Origin of the sequence: Paenibacillus sp. CR_12 (assembly GCF_041953985.1) — a bacterium.
GTDB lineage: Bacteria > Bacillota > Bacilli > Paenibacillales > Paenibacillaceae > Paenibacillus_AQ > Paenibacillus_AQ lautus_A.
Genome location: NZ_JAVFHO010000009.1, coordinates 129,266 through 152,368 on the forward strand (window position 1 = coordinate 129,266; position 23,103 = coordinate 152,368).

Sequence of the window (23,103 nt, forward strand, 5' to 3'; positions counted from 1 at the left end):
CTATGGCAGCGCCAGCTTTCCCATAACGGTCGGCCTGCGAGCACCGGTTGCCGCTGGCAAATTGTTAGGAACGCCGAGCATGAAATCATTGCCCAGCAGCGCAAAAATCACGGCTTCCTTGGCATCGTCATCGAAGCCCAGCGCCTTGGAGGTCATGACCTTCTGCTTCGGCAACAGCTCCCCTAACATCGAGATCAGCGTCTTGTTATGAGCCCCTCCACCGGTTACGATCACCTCATCCATTCTGTGGTGAGGAAACACATAGTTCACATAGCTATCGGCAATGGAATGTGCGGTAAACGCCGTCGCCGTGGCCATCGTATCCTCATCCGAGAGGCTCCTGAGCCTGGCTTGCTCCAGAAACGAAACCGCGTAATTGTGGCCAAACAATTCCCTGCCCGTTGATTTCGGCGGCTCTGCTTGAAAATAGGGATGCGCCATCATCTCCCTTAATAAGACTTGATCCGGGTTCCCCCGGGCAGCCCATGTGCCGCCTTCATCATAGGGTAATCGCCCTTCGGTCAGCATATGGGCCACCGCATCCATGATCATATTGCCGGGTCCGGTATCAAAGGCCAGCACATCCGAAGGATCCGCCCCTGCGGGCAGCGCCGTACAATTGCCGATCCCGCCGATGTTCTGCAGCAGCCTCCCCCGCTCCGGATGCCGAAACAGGATCAAGTCTCCGTAAGGCGCAAACGGTGCTCCTTGGCCCCCAACCGCCATATCAGCGGGCCGGAAGTCTCCTACCGTAAGTTTGCCGGTGCGCTTGGCGATAACGGAAATATCGCCGATCTGCAAAGTCGAAGCGACGGAATACGGATCCCCTTGCTCCGGTACGGGCTGATGCCAAATCGTTTGTCCATGGGAGCTTACCAAATCCACCTCATCTATGCGCATGCCGGCATCGGCAACCGCTTCCAGGACTGCGGCTCCAAACTGATACCCCAAGTATGCATTCATGCTGCAGACAGCAGCGCTATTCGAATTCTCCTCACTGCACAAATCGCGCAGCCGCTGACGGAGCTCCGGTTCGTAAGGCTTGCTATAGTAATGCAGCAGCTCAACCGATGCCCCGAAGCCGCTTCCCTGTATGCGGACGATGGCCGCATCGATGCCGTCCAGCGAAGTACCGGACATCAGGCCGACCACAATGGCCGGCCTGCCCTCCTTCCATGGCGAGAACATCATATTTTACGCCTCCCCGTACAGCAGATACGGAGCCCGCATCGTTCTCCACTGCTCCGCGTCCTTGCCCCACTCCGCAACCAGACGCTGGAGTCCGGCTTCTTCGTGGATGTGCCAGCGGACATCCTCGCTTCCCGTCAGCAAATCAATGAAGTACCGGCTTCGTCCTTCCGGCGGGCTAAGCCACTGGAACTGATCCGGGTACATCCGGCTGACAAGATGCAGGAGCACAAGCCCTGTGCGCACAGCCTCTACTTCTGCCGGACGGGTCACAAACAGCATGACCCCGCCGCAGCCTTCGCCCTGATGCTTCGAGAAGGTAGGGGTCATGTACATGGAATGGGCATGGACGCCGGGCAGTCCGTATGCGTTGAACGCCTGGGCCAGCTCCTCCCCGTTGACCCATGGAGCGCCGATCCATTCAAACGGCCGGGTCGTCCCCCGACCTTCCGAAAGATTGGTCCCTTCGAAGAAACAGGTCCCGCTGTACAGCCGCACCGTATCCATCGTGGGAATGTTCGGCGAAGGCAGCACCCACGGCAAGCCCGTGTCGGTATATTCCATGCCGCGCGTCCAGCCTTCCAGCCTAATGACATCCAGATCGCAGCCGGTTCCCCGCATGTCATTGGCCATGCGCGCAAATTCGCCGATGGTCATCCCGGTGTTAATCGGAATGTGCCATCCGCCCACCATGGATTCATATCCCGGCTTAAGGAAACCTCCTTCGCAGCGCTCGCCGCCCAGCGGATTCGGTCGATCCAGGACAAGCAGGCTCTTGCCATGTTCGGCGCATGCCTCCATAACATACAGCAGCGTCGTCATATACGTATAAAAGCGCACGCCAAGATCTTGAATGTCGAAGATGACCGTGTCTACGTTCTTCAGCATGTCAGCATCCGGCTTGCGCCGCGAACCGTACAGACTGTACACCGGCACGCCGAATACCGGATCCACTTCGTCATCCACGTGCTTGCCTGCCTGCAGCTGGCCGCGCAGCCCGTGCTCACAGGCGAACAAAGCCGTCAGTTCCGACTCTGGCAAGCCTGCAACCACCTCGATAGATGAACGAAAATCCGACGTGAGCCCCGTCGGATTCGTAATGACGCCAAGGCGACGACCCGTGATTTTCTCGTGCTTGATGCCCGGCAGCACATCAATGCCGCTTCGCACATTGACTTTTATCATATGCTCACACCTCTCGCTTCGGAGGCTACCACACCGTCTTCCGCCGGCTTGGCCTCTTCCGGATTCAGTACATTATACGTAACCTTATGCTGGTATATGGCCCACATGCCGTTAAATAAGAATCCAAAGCCAACAACCGTGACGAGCAGCGGAATGGCGACGCAGAAGGCTTGGAAGCACGCGCCCAGCGTATAGGCCGGAAACTTCAAGAACAGCTTGACGCTGTGCGCCATGGCCTTGAAGATCCCCATCCCTTCCTGAATGACAAGCTGAAAGGTGTAGAATTGGGAGATGAGCGCCATGATGACAAAATAGGTTTGGAACACGCCGATCGCAAGATAGCCGATCCCTTCTTTTCCCCCGTAATACCACCAGGTGGACCATAGGATCAATGTCATCACGACGAAGAAGAAACCCATCACAACGGCGGGGCCAAGCCCTTTCAGCGCACCCTGAAACACGTCCTTCAGCCTGGACTTGCCCCGCACCGTCTTGCGGTGATAGGCATAACAAACACCATAGAAGAGCGGCATATACAGAACCGGCAGCAGCACCAGCGCTGCCCACAGCGGAACGAACATGACCACCGTCACGAGCACCAGCGAGGTAATCATGCTGTACAAGGCCACCGCCGTAATCTCACGGTAAATCTCAACCCCGGTCTTCTTTAACACATCATTCAGCTTGCGCATAGCTTTCCTCTCCTCTTCGTCGTTGTTTACCAATCGATACGCTGCTCCGTCTCCGGATCGAAGAAATGCACTTTATCGAAATTGAAAATGAAGGTTTTGTCCATGCCCGGATAACCCGTCGTTTCCGGATGAACCTTCGCGGTCACGGTCCGGTTGCCTACGCGGAAGTACGCCAGATTCTCCGAGCCGAGATGTTCAACGACCTGGACCTTCGTGGAATACTTGTAATTCAGATTGGTCGTGCCCGGCAGATCCTCGCCGGTGATATGCTCGGGACGAATCCCCAGAATAAGATGCCCGTTGTCGTATTTGCTTAGGGCACCGGCCATCGAATCCGGAATGGTGAATGTCCCGCCTTCCATCCGGAGAACATTTCCTTCCTTCTGCACGTCGATGAAGTTCATCGGCGGGGATCCGATAAAGCCGGCTACGAACATATTCTGCGGATTCGCATACAGCTCGGTCGGTGAGGCGATCTGCTGGATAATGCCGTTATTCATTACAACGATCCGCTCACCGAGCGTCATCGCTTCAACCTGATCATGCGTGACGTATACGATGGTAGCTTCCAGGCGCTTGTGCAGCTCGGACAGCTCTACCCGCATTTGCACGCGAAGCTTCGCATCCAGGTTCGACAGCGGCTCGTCAAACAGGAATACCTGCGGGTCGCGCACGATCGCCCGCCCTACCGCAACACGCTGACGCTGTCCGCCGGACAGCTCGCGCGGCTTCCGGTCGATCATCGACTCCAGGCCGAGAATGGAGGCTGCCTGCGATACCTTTTGCTCGATGTAAGCCTTGGGCTTCTTCAGGTTCTTCAAACCGAAGGAGAGGTTCTCGCGGATCGTCATATGCGGATACAGCGCATAATCCTGGAACACCATGGCAATGTCGCGGTCTTTCGGATGCAGATTGTTGACCACCCGGTCCCCGATGATGATGTCGCCGGACGTTTGACGTTCAAGCCCCGCAATCATGCGCAGCGAGGTGGTTTTGCCGCAGCCGGACGGACCGACGAATACCACGAACTCTTTATCATTGATCACAAAGTCCGACCCCGCTACAGCGGTAAACGTCCCTTTGTTGTCGTCTACAAATTCTTTTCGTATATTTCGGAATTCTACGCGTGCCATAACTTTGCCTCCTTCTAGCCTTTAACGGCTCCAATGGTGATGCCTTGCAGGAAATAGCGCTGAAGCGAGAAGAACAGGATCATCATCGGCAGTGCCGCGACGGTTGCTCCAGCCATAAGTGCGCCGAAATCGGTCGTGTCCGCATAGACGAAGGAAGCAAGACCGACCTGAATCGTCCTCATTTCCGTCGAGTTGGTCACGAGGAAGGGCCAGAAGAAATCATTCCATGATGCAACGAACGTGAATATCGCAAGCACCGCAAGACCCGGCTTCGCCATCGGAAGAATGACCTTCCAGAAGATGCCGAATTCGCCGCAAGCGTCGATGCGCGCCGCATGGATCAAAGAGGTAGGCAGCGATGACATGTACTGCTTCATCAAGAAAATGTTGCCCACGCTTACGATTCCGGGAAGAAGAATCGCCGTGTATGTATTCCCGAGATCAAATACGTCGATCATCAAAATGTAAAGCGGAATCAGCGTCACCTGCGCCGGGATCATCATCGTGCTGAGCAAAATCCAGAATACCGCTTTGTTCCCCGGAAACTTCAGCTTCGCAAAAGCATACCCTGCGAGCGAAGCCAGGAATACGTTGGTCACCGTCAGGATGGATGAGATCAATAAGGAGTTAAAGAGCCACCTCATGACGTCGGTTTTGCCAAAAAAACGCTCGTACGGGGCTACGGAGAATACCTCCGGTATCATTTTCGGGATAAACGATGCCGCTGACTTGGTGTCCTGCACAGAGCCGATCAGCATCCAGTACATCGGAATGATCGTCAGAACGCTCCATACCACCAGAATGACCGAGGCCACAATCAGCATGATCACTTTTGATCTTGATTTCATAGGTGCACCCCCTTAGCTTCAAAAATAGGCCTTAGTACTCCACGTCGGACGAGAAGTATTTGAATTGAATGATGGAAATGACAATAATCAAGGCAGCCAGGACAAAAGATTGCGCCGCCGCAAGTCCGAATTCGTAGAAATTGAACGCCGTGCTGTAAATCAGATAGGCGATGGTTGTCGTCGCGAAGTTCGGTCCGCCCTGCGTCATCAGGTACACCGAGATAAACACCTGGAAAGACGTAATGACGCCCGTCACCAGCAGATACAGGGTGGTCGGTTTCATCAGCGGCCACGTAATGCGCCAGAATTTGGACCAACCGCTGGCATGGTCGATGTCCGCGGCTTCATAGAGCGATTTCGGAATCCCGCCCATGGCGGCCAAATAGAGAATAATGCCCGCGCCATGCGAACCGAGCCAGTTCATCAGAATGAGCGAAAAGAGCGCCGTGTTCGATTTGCCGAGCCATATGACCGGATCGAATCCGAACAAACCGATGAAACGGTTCAGCAACCCGGCTTGGGTCGGATCGTAGATCGCGAGCCATACCACCGATATGGTGACGCCGGAGGCAACGGCCGGCAAATACATCGTAGCCTTGAAGAAGGTCTGCCATTTATTTTTCATCTGAAAAATAAAAAAGGATAATGCATACGTGATGACAATGTTGACCGGAACGGTACCGATCGTGAAGATGACCGTATTCCTCATGGATTTCCAGAACACTTCATCCTGTACCATCCGTGTGTAGTTGTCTGCTCCAATCCATTCGGAGCCCATCACGCTGTATTCCTGAAAGCTCATCAGAAAAGCGGAGGCGACAGGGTAGAGCGTGAATATCAAAAACAACAGTACGGGAGCCAGAATGAATAAATACGCCCATCCATATTCTCGTATGTACCCCTTCATGGGGGGACGTGATGGCCGGGCTTGCGCCGGGGCAGTCTGCATGTGATTTCCTCCTTTGCGCACAGGTGAAGTATTTTCATGAAGCCTTATAGAGTCTGGAGCGATTGGTTTAAAAAGGGAGTGCCCCGATCGTTCCTGCTAAGGACAACGGGACACCCCCTTATAACTTCAATTACTGTCCTAAAATTTGTTTGCCTTTGTCCTTGAAGTCTTGTGCGATCTGCTCCGGCGTCTTCTCGCCAGAGAACAGCGCTTGAATGTTCGGCTTCACCACTTGCTCCTTGAATTTCTTCTGGTTGCCCGAAGCATCCGCATCGAGATTCAAAGTCACCGGAATTTCCTTGAAGTTCGCGAAAATTTCTGCTGCTTTAATGGTAGATTCCGTACCGAGCCCTTTGCCTTCATAAAACTCCGCTTGGGATTTACGAACGAAAGGCAGCACCAGTTCATTCGCGGAATTACCGGCTTTCGCGCCGCTCAGTCCTTCCATGATCAGGAACGTGTTCTTTGCATGCTCTTCGCCTTTATCCTTCTTCTGTTTGAACGCTACGTAGCCTTCGCCAAACATGGAGGTCTTGCGCTCAGCCCCGTCATTATGCGGAACCGGCAGCAGGACGAAGTCGATTTTCGCGCCTTGGACCGTACCGCTGTCAATATCCTTCGCGCGGTTCTGCAGCATCACGTCATAGTAAGGGATCGCCTTGGACACGATCGCGGCTTCCTCGGCATAGAACAGGTCCATCCGTTTCGCCGGCGTAATCGCGGCAGTCTCGGCAGGCAGATGTCCGGCTTTCATCAGATCGGACACGAACGTCATCGTATCCAGGATCCGCTCGTCATTCCATTGGAACTCTCCCTTGTCGTTCAGAACGTCAGGCATGCCGTTGCTGCGTGTCAGCATTTCCATGAAGTCCAGGGATGTACCGTCCGTCACCAGCGCATACTGCGTATTGCCGTTCGGAAGTTTCTTGGTCAGCTTCTCGGCAGCAGCCTTGAACTCGGTCCAAGTCCAGCCGTTCTCTTGAATAGCCTTCCAGTCGATGCCTGCTTCTTCGAGAATCTTCTTGTTGCCGCCCCAAGCCCAGAGGGATTGGTACAGCGGGAGACCATACTGCTTGCCCTGGATTTGACCCAGCTCAAGCGTTCCCGGCAGGTAGTCGTTCTTGATTTCATCCGTAATATAAGGGGTCAGTTCCAGTGCCAGGCCCGTATCCACATAAGCTCCATCCACCGCGTGGAAGTATAGGTCAGGCGGGTTGCCGGCATTCAAGGCGACGTCGAACTTCTTCGGGCCTTCAGCCCAGGAGAGCACTTCGGTTTGTACGGTAATATGCGGATATTTCTCCTTCAAATCCGCCACATGCTCTTTCAATTCATCTTCGTATTTACCATGTACCGGATAAGTCCAGACAACAACCGTGTCCTGCTTCGGCGCAGCTTCGCCGTTTCCTTCCGAAGCCGTTCCGCTTCCGCCTTCCGGTGCCTTCGCTCCGCCGGAACCGCCGCAAGCCGCGGTAAACACGAGCATCAAAGAAGCCAACAATGTAAGCCAACCTTTTTTCTTCATGTACTACTCCCCTTATCATTTATATATTTGTGGTTTCGCTATGAACTACAAACGCTTGATCGCTCGCCGGCTTTCATCCAGGTATTTCACTGAATTCTCGTAATTCCGGCTGGCGACGCCAAGATATAAAATATCGATAAGATTAAGCTGCGTAATACGAGAGGACATCGCGCCACTGCGAATCTCGTTCTCCGTCGAGGAGGTGTACAAAGGGATGTCGACCGATCGGCTCAAGGTAGAATCTCCGTATTTGGTAATGCCTATCGTCTTGCACCCCTTCTCCTTGGCAATGGCTGCTGCGCGGATCACCTCGTCCGTTTCACCGGAATAGGAAATGCATACGGCCGCATCTTCCGGAGTCAGCAGCACCGCCGAGGTGAGCTGAACATGAGGGTCCGGAAAAGATATGCATACCTTATTGATCCGCAAAAATTTCTGCTGGGCATCCATCCCGATCAGATTGGAAGCCCCTACCCCAAACATGAAAATGCGCTTCGACTGATCGAGGGCCAGAACGGCCTCTTCCACCATCCCTTCCTCCATAATCTTCATCGTATCCCGAATCGATTGAATGTTATTGTTCGAGACGTTCTGTATAATTGCAGAAATGCTGTCATTGGGCCGGATATCCTGATATCCGGTGGCTAATGGCTCCTGCAAGTCTCCGGCTACCTTCAGCTTCAGATCCTGATAGCCTTTGAATCCCATCGTTTTGCACAGGCGCACAATGGCTGCCTGACTGGAGCCGCTTCGGACAGCAAGATCCGCCACCGACATTTGTATCATCTCTGCCGGCTCCTGCAAAATGAAGGCTGCAACCTTGCGCTCGGACGGATTTAATGAATCATACACCTCGCGCAATCGAACCAATCCGCCGTTCATTTCTTGCCCCCCTTTTCAAATCATCCTCTGATGGTCACTACTATGTAATATTACTTTACACATCTTGAATGAAAGCATGACTGGTATCGCTTTCACTATCAGTGGATTGAGTTTATTATAAATTGTATGAAATTATATTTCAATACATAATTCATGATTTAAAATTTTATTTTACAACACCTGGTTTTTCTCCTATACTGGATATAGAAAGCGAAGTGGTTCAATATGGAAATTTTTATCGGTGTCGATGGCGGCGGTACAAAGACCGAAGCAACCGCTATCAATAGCGCTGGAGAAGTGTTGTCCCGTTTTACCGGAGGTTCCACCAATCCTTACATTGTAACATTCGATAAAGCGATGGAGGAACTCCGAACCGTGTTGGATGAGCTCATGGCCCCTCTTTTTAATAAGTCGTTTTTATTAACATCAATATGCCTTGGTATGTCAGGTATAAGTTCGGTAGAGGAACGGCAGCGTGTACAATCTCACCTGCGTTCCTACTTCCGGCAGCGGCAGCTCTCGCTGCGTATTTACATGCGTTCGGAAGCCGAAATTTCATTGATGGCGGTACTGGGGCGTCAGCATGGAATACTCGCAATCTCAGGAACAGGCTCCAATACCTACGGCATCACCCAATCGGGAGACATCTACCGCGTCGGTGGTTGGGGACATCTTCTCGGAGATGAAGGCAGCGGTTATCAGATCGGACTTCAGACTCTGAAATCCGTGATCAAGAGCCATGAAGGCATAACGCCCCCCACCCTCATGAGCAGCCTGATCGTTGCAGCCTACCCGATCCGGCATATTACCGACCTCAAATCTTACATTTACCAGCCCGCTATAACGAAACAGGATATCGCCTCTTTCGCCCGCTGCTGCATCGAGGCAGCCGACGCCGGCGATGAAACGGCACTACGCATTATCAGGCAGCAGGCCGAAGAGCTGGCCGATACCACTTGCGCGCTCATTCGACAGAACGCCGAATTCGCCGAGAGCGAGCTTGTGGGAATCGGCTCGATTTTCAAGCATTCACGATGGTTCCGGGAGACGTACACCAGCCTTATGCTTACACGTTACCCCCTGCTCCGTTTCCCTGAAGGAAACCGTGAGCGAACGCCCGCGCAGGGCGGGGCCCTGTTGGCCTGCAAGCTATTTACTGACGGCGTCTCTGACTTGCTGTAGCTTCCACATCATCAGTGCCCGTCCATATTCCAAGGCAAAAAAGGAGACCTGTCTCATGACGAATATTCTAAGTCAATTGACAACCGAACAGCCTCACGAAAATACCCAGAACATTGATCAGTTGAGCTCGGAACAAATCATGATCCTCATCAACAATGAAGATAGCCTGATCACCGATGCGATTCGCGAACTCATTCCTCTGATTGCCAGGGCGGCCGATCACGTTGTCGATGCTTTCCAGAAGGGCGGCAGATTGTTTTACATCGGTGCGGGGACCAGCGGTCGCATCGGGATTCTGGACGCATCCGAGTGCCCGCCTACCTATGGAACGGACCCGTCCATGGTGCAGGGGTTGATTGCCGGCGGCTTCAGGGCCGTCAAAGAGGCCATCGAAGGCGCTGAGGATAGCGAAGAGCTCGGCGAGCAGGATATCAATGAAAACGGTATCAACGAGAAGGACGTCGTTCTTGGCATCGCTGCAAGCGGACGCACGCCGTATGTCCTTGGCGCCATGAGACGCGCCAAGGAAAGAGGGGCCGTTGTTATCGGTTTGTGCAACAATTACGAATCGCCGATGCATCAGTATGCCGAATTCGTGATCGAGGCCGTCGTGGGTCCCGAGGTCATCATGGGCTCCACGCGCATGAAGGCCGGCACCTCTCAGAAGCTGATTCTGAACATGCTGACGACCACCGCCATGATTCGGATCGGCAAGGTGTACAAAAACCTGATGGTTGACCTCAACCCGTCGAACAATAAGCTGGTCCATCGCGCCAAGCGCATCATTACCCTGGCAACGGGAGCATCGGAGGAGGCCGTGGAGAAGGCATACCATGAAGCCGGCGCCCATGTCAAAACCGCGATCGTAATGCTGCTTGCCAACGTCAGTGCCGCGGAAGCCTCCAAGCTTCTTGACGGTACCAGCGGGTTTGTGCGCAGCGCGATCGATATGAAAACAACGAAATAACATAACGTGTGCTTATGTGCGAACTAAGGCACCCGTCGTGAAATGTTAAACGGGATATCCCAGGTCCGGTCGATCTGGAGGATATCCCGTTTATTTGTTTGCCAGCCTTGGACCTTTATGTACGGATAGACGTCATCTTATTGATGGGCCGACGGGCTTCATCGTTCATGGATGCCCGTTCTGCTGCCCCATCGGATCGTTCGGCTTCAGCCCCTCGCGAAACCTGGACTTCTTGTAAACAACCGTGGGTTCATCACTCCTTGTCCGATGCCCGGCCGACCTGTTGTTCGCTCCATTCCCACAGGCGCGCAGCCAGCTTCGGATCCCTTGCCTTCTCGGTCGTTTTGGCCGGTTTGCATTTGACGTAATATTCCCCTGTCACATGCTCCACTTCTGCGCTTGATGCCAGGTAAATCGCTGTCCGGGCTCCTTCGAGCGGGGTTAAGAAGAAGGGACGAAGCAGCTTATGGACGGCTTTGCCGAAGCCTGTATCCCGGTTCACGCCGATGCTGGTGCTGACGGCGCCCGGATGAAGCGCATTAACCGTTATCCTTGTCGGCTGCAGCCTGCGGGCCAGCTCTTTGGTGAATAAGATGTTAGCCAGTTTGGACTGCGCGTAACCCTTGGCCACATTGAATCCCTTCCCAAGATTCGGATCATCGAAGTGGATGCTGCCCACCTTGTGCGCTCCGGAGGAAACGTTCACGACCCTCCCCTGCCTGGCACGCTGAAGGGGCTCCAGCAGCTCGTTAGTTAGCAAAAAATGCCCCAGATGGTTGACTCCGATCATCGCTTCGAATCCGTCCTTCGTCAGTTCCCTCTGAATGGTGACCACGCCGGCGTTATTCACCAGAACGTCAAGCTGCTCGTATTTGGCCTTATATTCGGAAGCAAATGCTCTAATGCTGTCAAAAGACCCCAAATCCAGCGACATCAGCTCGATGTTCGAGCTGCCGCTCTCCTGCTGCGCCTGCCGAAGAGCCTCTTCGCCCCTGGCCCGACTACGGCAGGCCATAATCACGTGCGCTCCGCCTTTTGCCAGCTCCGACGTCGTTGCCAGGCCCATGCCGGAGTTGGCTCCTGTTACGATGACGATCTTTCCTGTCATGTCATTCATCCCGCTGACCTCCTGTTCGTATTCCTTCTACCATTGTAATAAGAAAAACGTCTATCGACGTACTTTCTCAGAAGACAGACCGCATTTAGCGGAAGTTTTTCTTGCGATATAGAATTTCATCAGCCTAGCTGATAACTTATAAATTCTATATCTATAACAAAAACGTCTATCGACGTACTTTCTCAGAAGACAGACCGCATTTAGCGGAAGTTTTTCTTGCGATATAGAATTTCATCAGCGTAGCTGATAACTTATAAATTCTATATCTATAACAAAAACGGCTATCGACGTACTTTCTCAGAAGACAGACCGCATTTAGCGGAAGTTTTTCTTGCGAGACAAGGATGGTAAGCCTCCGAAGTTTATACTTTCTTATCTCAAAAAAAAGTCCCGCCACCAACATCGATCTGGAGACGAGACTTCAATTACGTACTAAAGAAAGCTTATGCCAGGCTTATACGCCTCAAGCGCCGCCGTTCATGGCGAGTATGATCGCAGCCAGTCCGAAGCACAGGTTCAGCAGGCATAGGAATACCAGCGTCTGCTTCTGGTTGAGCCCCGTTGCCAGCAAACGATAATGGGCCTGGGAAGCATCGGCCTGATAGATCGGCTTGGATTGAAGCATTCGGCGGATGACCACGATGATATTATCGAAGATCGGCACGCCCAGCGCAAAGATGGGAACGAACAAGGACGCCAGGGTTGCACCCTTAAACGCGCCGTCCAGAGCAATAATCCCAAGGATGAACCCGAGGAAGGTAGCGCCGGCATCCCCCATGAACACTCTGGCCGGCGGCTTGTTGTACCTTAAATATCCCAGCGCGGCTCCTACGAGTATGACGGCGAGCAAGGCGGATTCGCCTCGGCCCATCGTAATCGCGACAACAAACAGCGTACCTCCGGATATGGCGGATAGCCCTCCTGCCAGCCCGTCGATGCCGTCCGAGAAGTTAATAACCGTCGTAACGCCGAAGATCCACAGAATCGTTAAGATCAGCTGCAGCCATTCCGGCAAGTTAATATAGTGACCCGTAAACGGATTGTTGAATCCTTCGAACGCGATGCCGTAGCTGTATACAACGACGGCTGCGCTGACCTGTACAATGAGCTTCGGCAGCGAAGCCAACTCCTTGCCCTGGGACTTATACCAATCGTCCACGAGGCCGATCCCAAGAATCAACGCGCTACCGATAAAGATACCTACCACTTCCCTTGAGATGGTACCTGTAAGCGCTAAATAAGTGATGAAAAATCCGATGAATATGGCGACTCCCGCCGTCAGCGGTATCGGCTCGCGGTGTATTTTCCGCTCGCTGTCCGGCCTTGGCTTGTCCACAAAATCAATTTTGATCGCAAGTTTGCGAAATGGCGGAATCAATACCAACACCAGCACCATGGATATGACAAACGCTGCAAAATAGAGCATGGTTTCCTCCCAATGAATGATGAATAATGGAGAACATTGCAATCTAAGTATATGACTTATAGCGAATCCTATCAACCTATCAAAAAGAAAAAGACCGCCGCATCCGTAGAATTTCTACTTAGCAGCAGCCCTTTTCGGACTCATCGGTTAAGACTCCTTCTTCACCGCAAGCCCAATGATCATAACGATAAGTGCCAGCAAAGCAATCAACTGATCGATGGTCATGGCCAAAAGCCTCCTTGAATGGCAGGATGGCTCTTGCCGGACTACGCATCTCCCTCTCCCGTTAAATGCCTTACGTTTTCCCCATTACCATCCTATGAGGGTTCATCCCCCGTTTATGACGATGACCGCCAAAAAAAACTGCCCTCGTTCAGATAACTTTCGAGGGCAGGTTTGCATATCGCGCAGGCACGGGGGAAGAGGCAGCGCACGGGGTACGAGGTACTCATTCCGGACAGCGTACGAGGCACTCATTCCAAACAGCGCCAGCGTTTAATGGCTCGCTTCGGATCGGGATTCACCTTATTCCGTCACGATGTCATAGATCAATATAGGCGCATCTGCATGATCAGCGATTCGAATGCTTTCATACAGCTTCTGCTTCACGTCGTCCACGTTCTCGCGGTTGGCATGGATCGTGACAAGGGAATCCCCCTTCTTCACGGCATCGCCGACCTTCTTGTTCAGCATCAGGCCTACCGCCAAATCAATTTCAGATTCCTTCGTCGCGCGGCCGGCTCCGAGCAGCATCGCCGCCGTACCGATCTCATCCGCTACCAGCTCGGCGACAACGCCGTCCTGCTGCGCGGGAAGCTCAATGAGATACTGTGCCTTCGGCAGACGGTCAGGATGATCCACCACGGACGAATCTCCGCCCTGGTTCTGGATGAATTCCTTGAACTTCTCCAGTGCCTTGCCGTTGCGAATCACCTCTTTTAGCTTCTCTTCGGCATCTTCGAGCGAGTCGGCCTTCCGGGCCAGATACACCATCTGTCTGCCCAGCGCCAGGCACAGCTCTTCCAGATCCTTCGGACCCTCGCCGCGAAGCGCATCGATCGCTTCCTGCACTTCCAGCGAATTGCCGATCGCGGCCCCAAGCGGTTGGCTCATATCGGAGATGACCGCCATCGTTTTACGGCCGACGTTGTTGCCGATGCTGACCATGGCGTGTGCCAGTTCCTTGGCATCCTCCACCGTTTTCATGAACGCGCCAGCGCCGGTTTTAACGTCCAGCACAATCGCATCCGAACCGGCGGCAATCTTCTTGCTCATGATCGAGCTTGCAATCAGCGGAATGGAATTGACGGTGGCCGTCACATCCCGGAGCGCGTACAGTTTTTTGTCCGCCGGCGTGAGGTTTCCGGTTTGGCCGATGACGGCGATTTTATGTTGATTCACAAGGTTCACAAATTCGTCTTTGCTGATCTCCACATGGAAGCCTTCGATGGATTCCAGCTTGTCGATCGTTCCTCCGGTATGGCCGAGGCCGCGTCCCGACATCTTCGCTACCGGAATATCCAGAGCCGCTACAAGCGGAGCCAGCACCAGCGTCGTCGTGTCGCCTACGCCCCCGGTGGAATGCTTATCGACCTTGATTCCCTCAATTGCGGACAGATCAATCGTTTCGCCGGAGTTTACCATCGCCATCGTCAAGTCCGCCCGTTCCCGGTCGGACATGTCCTGGAAATAAATCGCCATGTTCATGGCGCTCACCTGATAGTCGGGAATATCTCCCTTGGTATATCCGTCGATAAAGAAATTGATCTCTTCTGTTGTCAGTTCCTTGCCGTCGCGTTTCTTCGCAATTAAATCAACCATTCTCATCGTACATTCTCCTCACTGTTTGCGATGATTGTATTCCTTCCACGGGAATCACTACAAATACGGACTGTTCTTTCGATCGCCGCTGCCCCCAGACTCTTTATTATTGGAATCCGTGGGCAAAGGCGACCTGGTCGCTTCTCCAAAACAATTCCGCCTTCTGCGCTCAGGGCAGTTTCCTTACAATGAAATCGCCGTATCCAGCGCGACTTCCATCATCTCGTTAAACGTCGTTTGACGCTCCTCGGAAGAAGTCTCTTCCCCTGTGAGCAAGTGATCGCTAACGGTCAGGATCGTCAGGGCGTTCACGCCGAATCGTGCCGCGATCGTGTAGAGCGCCGTCGTCTCCATTTCCACGCCGAGCACGCCATGCTGCATCAGCTTCTCCACGACGGATTTGTCCTCGCGGTAGAACACATCGGACGTGAACACGTTGCCGACATGCATCTTCAGGCCTTTCTCCTTGCCACGCTCATACGCGCCGAGCAGCAGCGGGAAGCTGGCAATCGGGGAGAAATCATAACCGTTGAAGTGGTGACGGTTCATGCCGGAATCCGAGCAAGCCGCCTGGGCCAGGATGACGTCGCGCACCCGGACGTGCTCCTGCATCGCGCCGCAGGTTCCGACGCGGAACAGGTTTTTGACGCCATATTCCCGAATGAGTTCATTGACATAAATCCCGATGGAAGGCACGCCCATGCCCGATCCCTGAACGGAAATGCGTTTTCCTTTATAGGTTCCCGTAAATCCAAGCATCCCCCGCACTTCGTTGTAGCAGGTCACGTCCTCCAAATACGTCTCGGCAATGAATTTAGCCCGCAGCGGGTCGCCTGGCAGAAGAATCGACTCCGCGATATCTCCCGGTTTCGCTCCAATATGTGTACTCATGTCCCATTCCTCCACTTATTCGATTATTTCAAGTCATTCAAAAAGCTGGTTCCGTGCTCCGGCAGCTTCACGCCGAAGTTGTCGGCAACCGTGGCGCCGATGTCGGCAAAGGTCTTGCGAAGCGGCAGTTCCTTGCCTTCCGCGAAGCGAGGGGAATATACAAGCAGCGGCACGTATTCTCGCGTATGGTCCGTGCCCTTGTAAGTAGGATCATTCCCGTGGTCGGCCGTGATGATCAGGAGATCGTTCTCCGTCATTTTCTCGAATACCTCCGGCAGGCGCCGATCGTAATCCTCCAGCGCTTGGCCGTATCCTTTCGGGTCGCGGCGGTGTCCGTACACGGCATCGAAATCCACGAGATTCAGGAAACTCAACCCCTTGAAGGATTCATCCAGGGTTTGCACCATTTTGTCCATGCCGTCCATGTTCGATACGGTTCTGACTGCCTTCGTAATGCCTTCCCCGTCGTAAATATCGGAGATTTTACCGAGGGCGATGACGTCAAGACCGGCATCCTTCATCTCGTTCATCGTCGTACGTCCGAAAGGCTTCAAGGCATAGTCATGCCGATTCGCCGTACGCTTGAAGCTCCCCGCCTCGCCAATGAAAGGACGGGCGATAATCCGGCCGAGCATATACGGATCTTCCAGCGTAATTTCGCGGCAGAACTCGCAAATCTCGTACAGCTCCTTGAGAGGAACCACATCCTCATGCGCAGCGATTTGAAGCACGGAATCGGCAGAGGTATAGATGATCAAAGCCCCTGTTTTTACATGCTCTTCGCCAAGCTCCTCGATAATCTCCGTTCCGCTGGCCGGCTTGTTGCCGATGACCTTGCGTCCGGTTTTCTCTTCGATGCGCTGAATCAGCTCGTCCGGGAACCCGTCCGGGAACACGCGGAATGGCGTATCGATATACAAGCCCATGATCTCCCAATGGCCTGTCATGGTGTCTTTGCCATTCGAAGCTTCCTGCATTTTCGTATAGTAAGCCCGAGGTTGATCCGTTGCAGGGACGCCCTCGATCTCCCGGATGTTGGATAGCCCGAGCGCTGCCATGTTCGGCATGTTCAGCCCGCCGCATTCGCGGGCGATATGCCCCAGCGTGTCGGAGCCGATGTCGTCGAAATCAGCCGCATCCGGTGCTTCCCCGATGCCAACGGAGTCCAATACGATCAAGTGAATTCGGTCAAAACGTTCCATATCCATTGCTCCCCCTCATATATGAGTTGTTAAATCAAACTTATCCATAAGGCTCGCTTGCAGTAGTTCCCTTCCTGCCAGGCTTACAGGAACAGTCCGGTAATCGTAGCCGACAGCACGCTCACCAGCGTCGCGCCGTACAGAAGCTTAAGGCCAAAGCGGGCCACCACGTTCCCCTGCTTCTCGTTCAGGCCTTTGACCGCGCCGGCAATGATGCCGATCGAGGAGAAGTTGGCGAAGGACACCAAGAATACCGATACGATACCTACGGTTCGTTCGGACATATTCGTGAAGTTGGCCAGATCAAGCATCGCGACGAACTCATTCGATACCAGCTTGGTAGCCATGATGCTGCCTGCATCCACCGCCTCTTTCCAAGGCACGCCCATCACAAAAGCGAATGGAGCAAAGATGTAACCTAACAGCTCCTGGAAGGTGATTCCGAAAATCATATCAAAAATGCCGTTGATCATTGCGATCAAAGCAACGAAGCCGAGGAGCATCGCCGCAACGGTAATCGCGACCTTGAAACCATCCATGATGTATTCGCCCAGCATTTCGAAGAAGGATTGCTTCTCCTCCTCCTGCACCTCCAGAATATCCTCTTCCTTCTCCACCTTGTAGGGATTGACGATGGAAGCAATGATAAATCCGCCAAACAGGTTCAATACAAGCGCGGTCACCACATACCGCGGCTCGATCATGGTCATGTATGCGCCGACGATCGACATCGATACCGTGGACATCGCGGAAGCGCAGAGCGTATACATGCGGTGCTTCGGAATTAAAGCGATCTGTTTTTTGACCGAGATAAACACCTCGGATTGCCCCAGGATCGCGGAAGCTACCGCATTGTAAGACTCCAGCTTACCCATGCCGTTGACTTTACTCAAGACGAGGCCGATATATCTTACGATAAACGGCAGTACCTTAATATATTGAAGTATACCAATCAACGCGGAAATAAACACGATTGGCAGCAGGACGTTTAAGAAGAACGGACCATCACCTTCAATGGCAAAGCCGCCAAATACAAACCCGATTCCGGCTCCGGCGTAATCAAGCAGCGCTTTAAACGTATTCGCTATCCCTTTGACAAGATACTCGCCGACATTGGTGTTCAGCAGTATGAATCCAAGGATCAGCTGCAGCACAATCATGACGGCCAGCGGGCGATAACGAATGTTGCGCTTATCATTGCTGATAAGGAACGCAAGACCGAATACGACCAGCAAACCTAGTATGGCGATTAGAAATTTCATCGTCGATGTTCCCCCATAGGTGAATTTTTTTGATAGATGGCATGGCTACCGAATTATCGAAAACCTTATACCCCAATAAACGGTTTAGTAGGAAGAGCTGGATTGGCCGCCCTCCATAATTTTCACGCCGGAGCTGGCTCCGATACGCGTTGCGCCCGCTTCAATCATGCGATCCATGTCTTCCTTGCTGCGCACGCCGCCGGAAGCCTTAACGCCCGTGTTCTCACCGACCGTCTTGCGCATCAAGGCGACATCCTCCGGAGTAGCTCCGCCTGTAGAGAATCCCGTGGAGGTTTTGACAAAATCGGCTCCGGCTTTCACGGACAGCTGGCACGCACGCACCTTCTCTTCTTCGGTCAGAAGGCTTGTCTCAATGATGACCTTGACCAGGGCTTTGCCCTTGGCTGCATCCACGACAGCCTGAATATCTTGCTGCACCAGCTCATCGTTCCGATCTTTCAGCGCCCCGATGTTGATGACCATATCAACCTCCGTAGCCCCGTTATCGATGGCATCCTTCGCTTCAAAAGCCTTTACAGCCGTCGTGTTAGCCCCCAGCGGGAAGCCGATAACGGTGCATACTTTGACGCTCGTGCCCGCAAGCTGCTCAGCACAGTAGGATACCCAAGTCGGGTTCACGCAAACCGAAGCAAATCCGTACTTTTTGGCCTCATCCGTAATTTTCGTGATCTCAGCCTGGGTTGCATCCGCCTTCAACAGCGTGTGGTCGATCATTCCTGCTATATTCATCTGGTTAAAACACTCCTTATATTGTTTTTATGCAATCTTGTAAAAGCGCTATCATAACGCTCAATCCTTTAGACGGGACCATCATATCATAGCCTTGAACATATGTAAAACATATATTGAAAATATGTTCATTCCGATTTATGGCAATGATATTTATCATTGTTCGCTGAAGAACTATTCATCATTCAGGAATAATCTAACAATTCGCACCGTTTACTATGCTCTATACCCTGTCAGCGTAAACATAAACAGAGAATCGGCCCCATACGGCTTGGGGAAGCCGATTTCCAATACGCAAAAAAACACCCCGTCCAGGCAAGAGGAAGCTGATTACCGCTTCGATCTTCCGGAACGAGGTGCCGTAAAACTAAAACTGGACAATATGTTGAACATGTCATGGAAGCAAGGCTTGCGCCGTAAACTGGTCCGTTACCAGGATGTTTGCATACTTGCCGATCAGCGCAGCTCGGATGGCCTCCACCTTGCGCTGCCCGCCTGCCACGAGAATCGATTTCTCCTTGTGGCGCAAATCGTCCAAATCGATGCCCACCGTACGATTGTTGATATCCTCGCTGCACACCCTGCCCTCCGCATCGAAAAAACGGGAGCAAATATCTCCCGCGCCGATCCGCTGGAGCAGCTTCTGTTCTTCCTTGCTCAGATAACCGAGCCGGAACAGCAGCGCGTCCTCATGAACGGTGCCCACCGTAAACATGGCGATATTGGCTTGTTTGCCTAATTGGATAATCCGCTGGATATGCCGGTCCCTCTCCACCATTTCCTTCAGCTCCGTGGTGTCGAAGATGACCGGCAGCGGCAAATATCTCGCCATTGTGTGGTACGCCTCGGCGAACAGATTGACGATCTCGGCGGCATACGTGTTCACATGCGAATGGCTGACGCCGCCCTTCAACTGCACGACCTCGACGCCCCGAACTGGCTTCTGCTGCAGCTGAAGCGCCACGGCATGCATGGTCGTTCCCCAGGTAACGCCGATGATATCCGCATCCTGGACCGTTTCATGCAGGTAATCGGCTGCCTTTTTGCTGATATGCTTCTGGATTTCGCGGTATTCGTTGACGGGAGAATAACTCACCAGCACGTGTTCCAAACCGTAAGCCTTCTTCACCCTTTCGGCCAAAGCGCCCAGGTCCTCGAGAGGGTCCACGATGCTGATCTGCACATACCCCTGCTCCTTGGCGTGCTGAAGAAGCCTGGAGACCGTAGGGCGGGAAACGCCGAGTCTCGTGGCGATATCCTGCTGGCTGTAATCCGACATATAGTACAATCTTGCCGCCTCAATGCTGAGGCGCTGTTTATCCTGATCCATGATCCAACCCACTTTTATTATGTCGTAATCGAATTGGGTCCATTATACATCGTTATGCTGCGGATTTCGATAGCCGCATTAATTCCATGAATGGTCAGCGTGCTTATGGACAGAACCATTAAACATCGGTTGATTTTGCGGGATGCCGCTTCTCTTGATCGATGGGTTTCTTTTTTTCAAGGAGAACGAGCAATGCCGGCATCAAAAAGCCGCGAATGATAAACGTATCCATAAGAATGCCCACCGCCACGATAAATCCGAATACGAACAGCACCTCGACCGGCTGAGTCATTAAAACCGCAAAGGTAGCAGCAAGAATAATACCGGCGGATGAAATGACTCCGCCTGTGCTCGCAACCGAAATTTCTACCGCTTTGGCAAGCGGGTATTTCCTGCGCTCTTCCAGAAATCTGGAGATCAGAATGATGTTATAATCGATGCCTAGTGCGACCAGAAATACAAAAGAATAGATCGGAACCCGGTTGCTGATGGAGTCGATACCGAACAGCATCTGCGTAAGAAACATTCCCAGCCCAAGTGCTGCCAGAAAGGACACCAGAATCGTCCCGACCATGTAAAGGGGGATACGGACCGATTGGGTCATCACGATAAGGAGAATCAGAATCATGAGCGTCTCAAGGATCACAATGACCACCAGATCCCGGTTATTGACCAAGCGATCATCCACTTGGGATGCCGTTTCCCCGGCAAAGTACAGCTTGCCCTCCATCCCGCTTTGCTTAACCAACTCCTCCGCGCGGTCACGAATATCGCTTAACGCATCCATCGAGCGGGTATCGTAAGGACTCTCGTCGAACGTAAGGCTGTACCGCACAGCGTCACCAGAATCCGTCATTCCGTTCATCCGAATGTTTGCGACAAGCGGTTGCCCCTCCAGAATAGCCATCAGTTCCCGGATGTCGCCCTCTTTCATTGGACCTGCAGATTCGAACAATACCGTGGTAGGAGCTAAATCGCCTTTATCGAACCCACTCTCCAACGCCTCATAGCCTACTCTCGATGATATGTCCTCTGGAAAGGATTTGATGTTGTCAAAGGAGTAGTTCAAATTGAATAGATTGCTAATCGATAATAGTAAAATGATGCCCACAAGAATAACGGATTGTAAAGGTCTCTTGACTACCAAGCGACCGACACTACCCCAGGCGGAGCTTTGCGCTACTGTCGGATCGCCGACTTTCGGAATTTTTGGCCAGAATGATCTTCTTCCGAACAAGGTAAACAACGCAGGAATCAGTGTCACGGACGCCAGCATGATAACAACCATAGCCGTCCCGAAAATCGGAGCGAAATTCCGATATTCTCCGTAGTTCGCGAAAAAGAGGATCAGCATGGCAGCCAGCACGGTGCCGCCCGAGAAAAATACGGGAAGGCCAACTTCTCTCATCGCTGACTTCATCGCTTCATATTTGTTGTCGCAGCGTTTCAGTTCCTCCCTGAACCGGGAAAACACAAACAGCGAATAATCGATGACGGCCGCGAACAACAGTATCATCATAATGGACAAAGATTGATTGTTTAGGAGAAGCCCCGCTTTCCCCAATAGCCCAAGCGATTGGTTGACCACTTCATAAACAAAAGCGACGGCCAGCAGCGGGATGAAGGCTAACAAGGGTGAGCGGTAAATTATGATCAGGAGAACCAGCACCAGTCCCACCGTTGAAAGAAGGAGAATCACATCCGCTCTTGAGAACAGATCGAGTGAATCAGCCGAGATTCCGGCAGGACCCGTAACGTACATTGCCAGCTTCGAGCTGTGCGCAACCTCATCCTTGATCTGGTTAAGGATATCCCTAAGCTCCTTGAATTCCAAAGAAGAGACAAACTGCATAGGGATAGCTACTGTCTTCCTATCCTTCGAGTAAAGGCTTTCCCATGCCTGCGGCGGCAGTTTATCCAGCGGAACAGACTCTTGTATGGCCTCTTGATGATTATGCTCGATCCCTTCCATCATCTTTTGGATTTCTGCTTGATCAATCTCTCCTTGTTTAGATTGAAAGACGAATACGGCCGGCATGCTGTCTTCGTCCGGGAAATATTCACCAAGTTTATCTTTGGCAATTACAGACGGCATGTCTTTAGAAAGCGAGTCTATTCGACTGACCTCGTATTCTTTGGCGCTTGGAGCAAGGGCACCCAGCAGCATTGCGGCAGCAAACCAAATGATCAGGGTAACCCACATTCCTTGTCTCGACGCCACGCGGTCGGTTAGCCAGTTTAACCATGACTTCACGGGTAATCTTCCTCCTTCACATCAATCTGAGGGCCGTAATCAGAACGACTCCGAGGGCGAGTACAGCCGAACTGATAATCGTTGTCCGGTAATACCCAAGTAACGAAGACTTTTTGTCAACATTAACGGCTTTAGATATTTTGCGGCTCAACACACTGAGTACGGTAATGCTGAGCAGCACAATCATCGAACCTGCCATCTCCATCAAAGACAAGTAGAACGGAAGATTGCCCCTTTCAAATTGACTGATCATGTAAGATCCGCTGAGTACAATCATAATGGAGCTGGGAAGAATGACCCGGTTAACGATTTTGCGGATTTGATCGCCCGTTCGAAGTGCGTCCCCCTTCTTGATCATGCCAGTCAACAGTAAACCAAAGCTAAAAAAAGCCCCTATCCACAAAATAATTCCTGCAATGTGGATAAAATAAGAAAGCTCATACATTAGGAAACACTCACTTTCATCGAGTAGTGGTATTTAGCCGCAAGTGACACATGT

Annotated in this window: 20 protein-coding genes; 2 read left to right on the forward strand and 18 right to left on the reverse strand. The window is 52.5% G+C overall.

All coding sequences use genetic code 11. The annotated features are described in order from the left end of the window. The 8 genes from RB297_RS26350 to RB297_RS26385 all read right to left on the reverse strand — a co-directional run bounded on the left by RB297_RS26350 (position 1) and on the right by RB297_RS26385 (position 8,402). On the reverse strand, positions 1-1,191 hold the full coding sequence (locus RB297_RS26350; protein WP_375121808.1) for an anhydro-N-acetylmuramic acid kinase: 1,191 nt from the start codon (positions 1,189-1,191) through the stop codon (positions 1-3). 3 nt (positions 1,192-1,194) lie between these two features. Continuing rightward, positions 1,195-2,373, reverse strand: coding sequence for a DUF1343 domain-containing protein (locus tag RB297_RS26355; protein ID WP_375121809.1), 1,179 nt, complete (start codon positions 2,371-2,373; stop codon positions 1,195-1,197). Further along, on the reverse strand, positions 2,370-3,065 hold the full coding sequence (locus tag RB297_RS26360) for a hypothetical protein (RefSeq protein WP_375121810.1): 696 nt from the start codon (positions 3,063-3,065) through the stop codon (positions 2,370-2,372). Before RB297_RS26360 ends, RB297_RS26355 begins: the two co-directional genes overlap by 4 nt. A 26-nt stretch (positions 3,066-3,091) precedes the next feature. Next, the gene (locus RB297_RS26365) at positions 3,092-4,198 is read right to left on the reverse strand and encodes an ABC transporter ATP-binding protein (RefSeq protein WP_375121811.1); all 1,107 of its coding nucleotides are present in this window, start codon (positions 4,196-4,198) and stop codon (positions 3,092-3,094) included. A gap of 14 nt (positions 4,199-4,212) precedes the next feature. Continuing rightward, positions 4,213-5,046 (reverse strand): carbohydrate ABC transporter permease, encoded by an 834-nt coding sequence (locus tag RB297_RS26370; RefSeq protein ID WP_009590118.1) that lies wholly within the window; start codon positions 5,044-5,046, stop codon positions 4,213-4,215. Between the two features lie 31 nt (positions 5,047-5,077). Next, entirely contained in the window at positions 5,078-5,995 is a 918-nt protein-coding gene (locus RB297_RS26375) for a carbohydrate ABC transporter permease (protein ID WP_009590108.1), read from the reverse strand. 130 nt (positions 5,996-6,125) lie between these two features. Beyond that, positions 6,126-7,520 (reverse strand): ABC transporter substrate-binding protein, encoded by a 1,395-nt coding sequence (locus RB297_RS26380; RefSeq protein WP_009590111.1) that lies wholly within the window; start codon positions 7,518-7,520, stop codon positions 6,126-6,128. A gap of 45 nt (positions 7,521-7,565) precedes the next feature. Continuing rightward, positions 7,566-8,402 carry a MurR/RpiR family transcriptional regulator gene (locus RB297_RS26385; RefSeq protein ID WP_036663781.1) on the reverse strand — a complete coding sequence of 279 codons (837 nt, stop codon included), beginning with the start codon at positions 8,400-8,402 and terminating at the stop codon, positions 7,566-7,568. Positions 8,403-8,627: 225 nt separating this feature from the next. On the opposite strand from RB297_RS26385, the gene RB297_RS26390 reads away from it, so the two are divergent. Continuing rightward, positions 8,628-9,584, forward strand: a complete 957-nt coding sequence (locus RB297_RS26390) for a BadF/BadG/BcrA/BcrD ATPase family protein (protein WP_277747093.1) — start codon at positions 8,628-8,630, stop codon at positions 9,582-9,584. Positions 9,585-9,639: 55 nt separating this feature from the next. Next, positions 9,640-10,551, forward strand: a complete 912-nt coding sequence (gene murQ, locus RB297_RS26395) for an N-acetylmuramic acid 6-phosphate etherase (protein WP_213580936.1) — start codon at positions 9,640-9,642, stop codon at positions 10,549-10,551. Positions 10,552-10,804: 253 nt separating this feature from the next. On the opposite strand, the gene RB297_RS26400 is transcribed toward murQ, so the two are convergent. The 10 genes from RB297_RS26400 to RB297_RS26445 form a co-directional block, all read right to left on the reverse strand. Beyond that, on the reverse strand, positions 10,805-11,668 hold the full coding sequence (locus RB297_RS26400; RefSeq protein ID WP_375121812.1) for an SDR family oxidoreductase: 864 nt from the start codon (positions 11,666-11,668) through the stop codon (positions 10,805-10,807). A 463-nt stretch (positions 11,669-12,131) separates the two neighbouring features. Continuing rightward, complete coding sequence (locus tag RB297_RS26405) at positions 12,132-13,094, reverse strand: MraY family glycosyltransferase (protein WP_375121813.1); 963 nt, start codon at positions 13,092-13,094, stop codon at positions 12,132-12,134. A 525-nt stretch (positions 13,095-13,619) separates the two neighbouring features. After that, positions 13,620-14,921 (reverse strand): pyrimidine-nucleoside phosphorylase, encoded by a 1,302-nt coding sequence (locus RB297_RS26410; protein ID WP_096776890.1) that lies wholly within the window; start codon positions 14,919-14,921, stop codon positions 13,620-13,622. 177 nt (positions 14,922-15,098) lie between these two features. Beyond that, the gene (gene deoD / locus RB297_RS26415) at positions 15,099-15,806 is read right to left on the reverse strand and encodes a purine-nucleoside phosphorylase (protein WP_009589537.1); all 708 of its coding nucleotides are present in this window, start codon (positions 15,804-15,806) and stop codon (positions 15,099-15,101) included. A gap of 23 nt (positions 15,807-15,829) precedes the next feature. After that, positions 15,830-17,008 (reverse strand): phosphopentomutase, encoded by a 1,179-nt coding sequence (gene deoB / locus RB297_RS26420; RefSeq protein WP_096776889.1) that lies wholly within the window; start codon positions 17,006-17,008, stop codon positions 15,830-15,832. Between the two features lie 83 nt (positions 17,009-17,091). Next, positions 17,092-18,270 carry a NupC/NupG family nucleoside CNT transporter gene (locus tag RB297_RS26425; RefSeq protein WP_119846310.1) on the reverse strand — a complete coding sequence of 393 codons (1,179 nt, stop codon included), beginning with the start codon at positions 18,268-18,270 and terminating at the stop codon, positions 17,092-17,094. An 84-nt stretch (positions 18,271-18,354) separates the two neighbouring features. Then, positions 18,355-19,020 (reverse strand): deoxyribose-phosphate aldolase, encoded by a 666-nt coding sequence (gene deoC / locus RB297_RS26430; protein ID WP_096776887.1) that lies wholly within the window; start codon positions 19,018-19,020, stop codon positions 18,355-18,357. Positions 19,021-19,414: 394 nt separating this feature from the next. Next, a complete protein-coding gene (locus RB297_RS26435; RefSeq protein ID WP_096776886.1) occupies positions 19,415-20,350 on the reverse strand; it encodes a DNA-binding transcriptional repressor DeoR in 936 nt (311 codons plus the stop codon). Between the two features lie 118 nt (positions 20,351-20,468). Continuing rightward, positions 20,469-22,604 carry an MMPL family transporter gene (locus tag RB297_RS26440; RefSeq protein WP_375121814.1) on the reverse strand — a complete coding sequence of 712 codons (2,136 nt, stop codon included), beginning with the start codon at positions 22,602-22,604 and terminating at the stop codon, positions 20,469-20,471. A 16-nt stretch (positions 22,605-22,620) separates the two neighbouring features. Next, positions 22,621-23,049 (reverse strand): hypothetical protein, encoded by a 429-nt coding sequence (locus RB297_RS26445; RefSeq protein ID WP_096776884.1) that lies wholly within the window; start codon positions 23,047-23,049, stop codon positions 22,621-22,623. Positions 23,050-23,103: the final 54 nt, after the last annotated feature.

Bases quoted from the DNA above. Each gene is read 5' to 3' on its own strand.
- RB297_RS26350 (WP_375121808.1), bottom strand. From the start codon at position 1,191: ATGATGTTCTCGCCATGGAAGGAGGGCAGGCCGGCCATTGTGGTCGGC.
- RB297_RS26355 (WP_375121809.1), bottom strand. From the start codon at position 2,373: ATGATAAAAGTCAATGTGCGAAGCGGCATTGATGTGCTGCCGGGCATC.
- RB297_RS26360 (WP_375121810.1), bottom strand. From the start codon at position 3,065: ATGCGCAAGCTGAATGATGTGTTAAAGAAGACCGGGGTTGAGATTTAC.
- RB297_RS26365 (WP_375121811.1), bottom strand. From the start codon at position 4,198: ATGGCACGCGTAGAATTCCGAAATATACGAAAAGAATTTGTAGACGAC.
- RB297_RS26370 (WP_009590118.1), bottom strand. From the start codon at position 5,046: ATGAAATCAAGATCAAAAGTGATCATGCTGATTGTGGCCTCGGTCATT.
- RB297_RS26375 (WP_009590108.1), bottom strand. From the start codon at position 5,995: ATGCAGACTGCCCCGGCGCAAGCCCGGCCATCACGTCCCCCCATGAAG.
- RB297_RS26380 (WP_009590111.1), bottom strand. From the start codon at position 7,520: ATGAAGAAAAAAGGTTGGCTTACATTGTTGGCTTCTTTGATGCTCGTG.
- RB297_RS26385 (WP_036663781.1), bottom strand. From the start codon at position 8,402: ATGAACGGCGGATTGGTTCGATTGCGCGAGGTGTATGATTCATTAAAT.
- RB297_RS26390 (WP_277747093.1), top strand. From the start codon at position 8,628: ATGGAAATTTTTATCGGTGTCGATGGCGGCGGTACAAAGACCGAAGCA.
- murQ (WP_213580936.1), top strand. From the start codon at position 9,640: ATGACGAATATTCTAAGTCAATTGACAACCGAACAGCCTCACGAAAAT.
- RB297_RS26400 (WP_375121812.1), bottom strand. From the start codon at position 11,668: ATGAATGACATGACAGGAAAGATCGTCATCGTAACAGGAGCCAACTCC.
- RB297_RS26405 (WP_375121813.1), bottom strand. From the start codon at position 13,094: ATGCTCTATTTTGCAGCGTTTGTCATATCCATGGTGCTGGTGTTGGTA.
- RB297_RS26410 (WP_096776890.1), bottom strand. From the start codon at position 14,921: ATGAGAATGGTTGATTTAATTGCGAAGAAACGCGACGGCAAGGAACTG.
- deoD (WP_009589537.1), bottom strand. From the start codon at position 15,806: ATGAGTACACATATTGGAGCGAAACCGGGAGATATCGCGGAGTCGATT.
- deoB (WP_096776889.1), bottom strand. From the start codon at position 17,008: ATGGAACGTTTTGACCGAATTCACTTGATCGTATTGGACTCCGTTGGC.
- RB297_RS26425 (WP_119846310.1), bottom strand. From the start codon at position 18,270: ATGAAATTTCTAATCGCCATACTAGGTTTGCTGGTCGTATTCGGTCTT.
- deoC (WP_096776887.1), bottom strand. From the start codon at position 19,020: ATGAATATAGCAGGAATGATCGACCACACGCTGTTGAAGGCGGATGCA.
- RB297_RS26435 (WP_096776886.1), bottom strand. From the start codon at position 20,350: ATGGATCAGGATAAACAGCGCCTCAGCATTGAGGCGGCAAGATTGTAC.
- RB297_RS26445 (WP_096776884.1), bottom strand. From the start codon at position 23,049: ATGTATGAGCTTTCTTATTTTATCCACATTGCAGGAATTATTTTGTGG.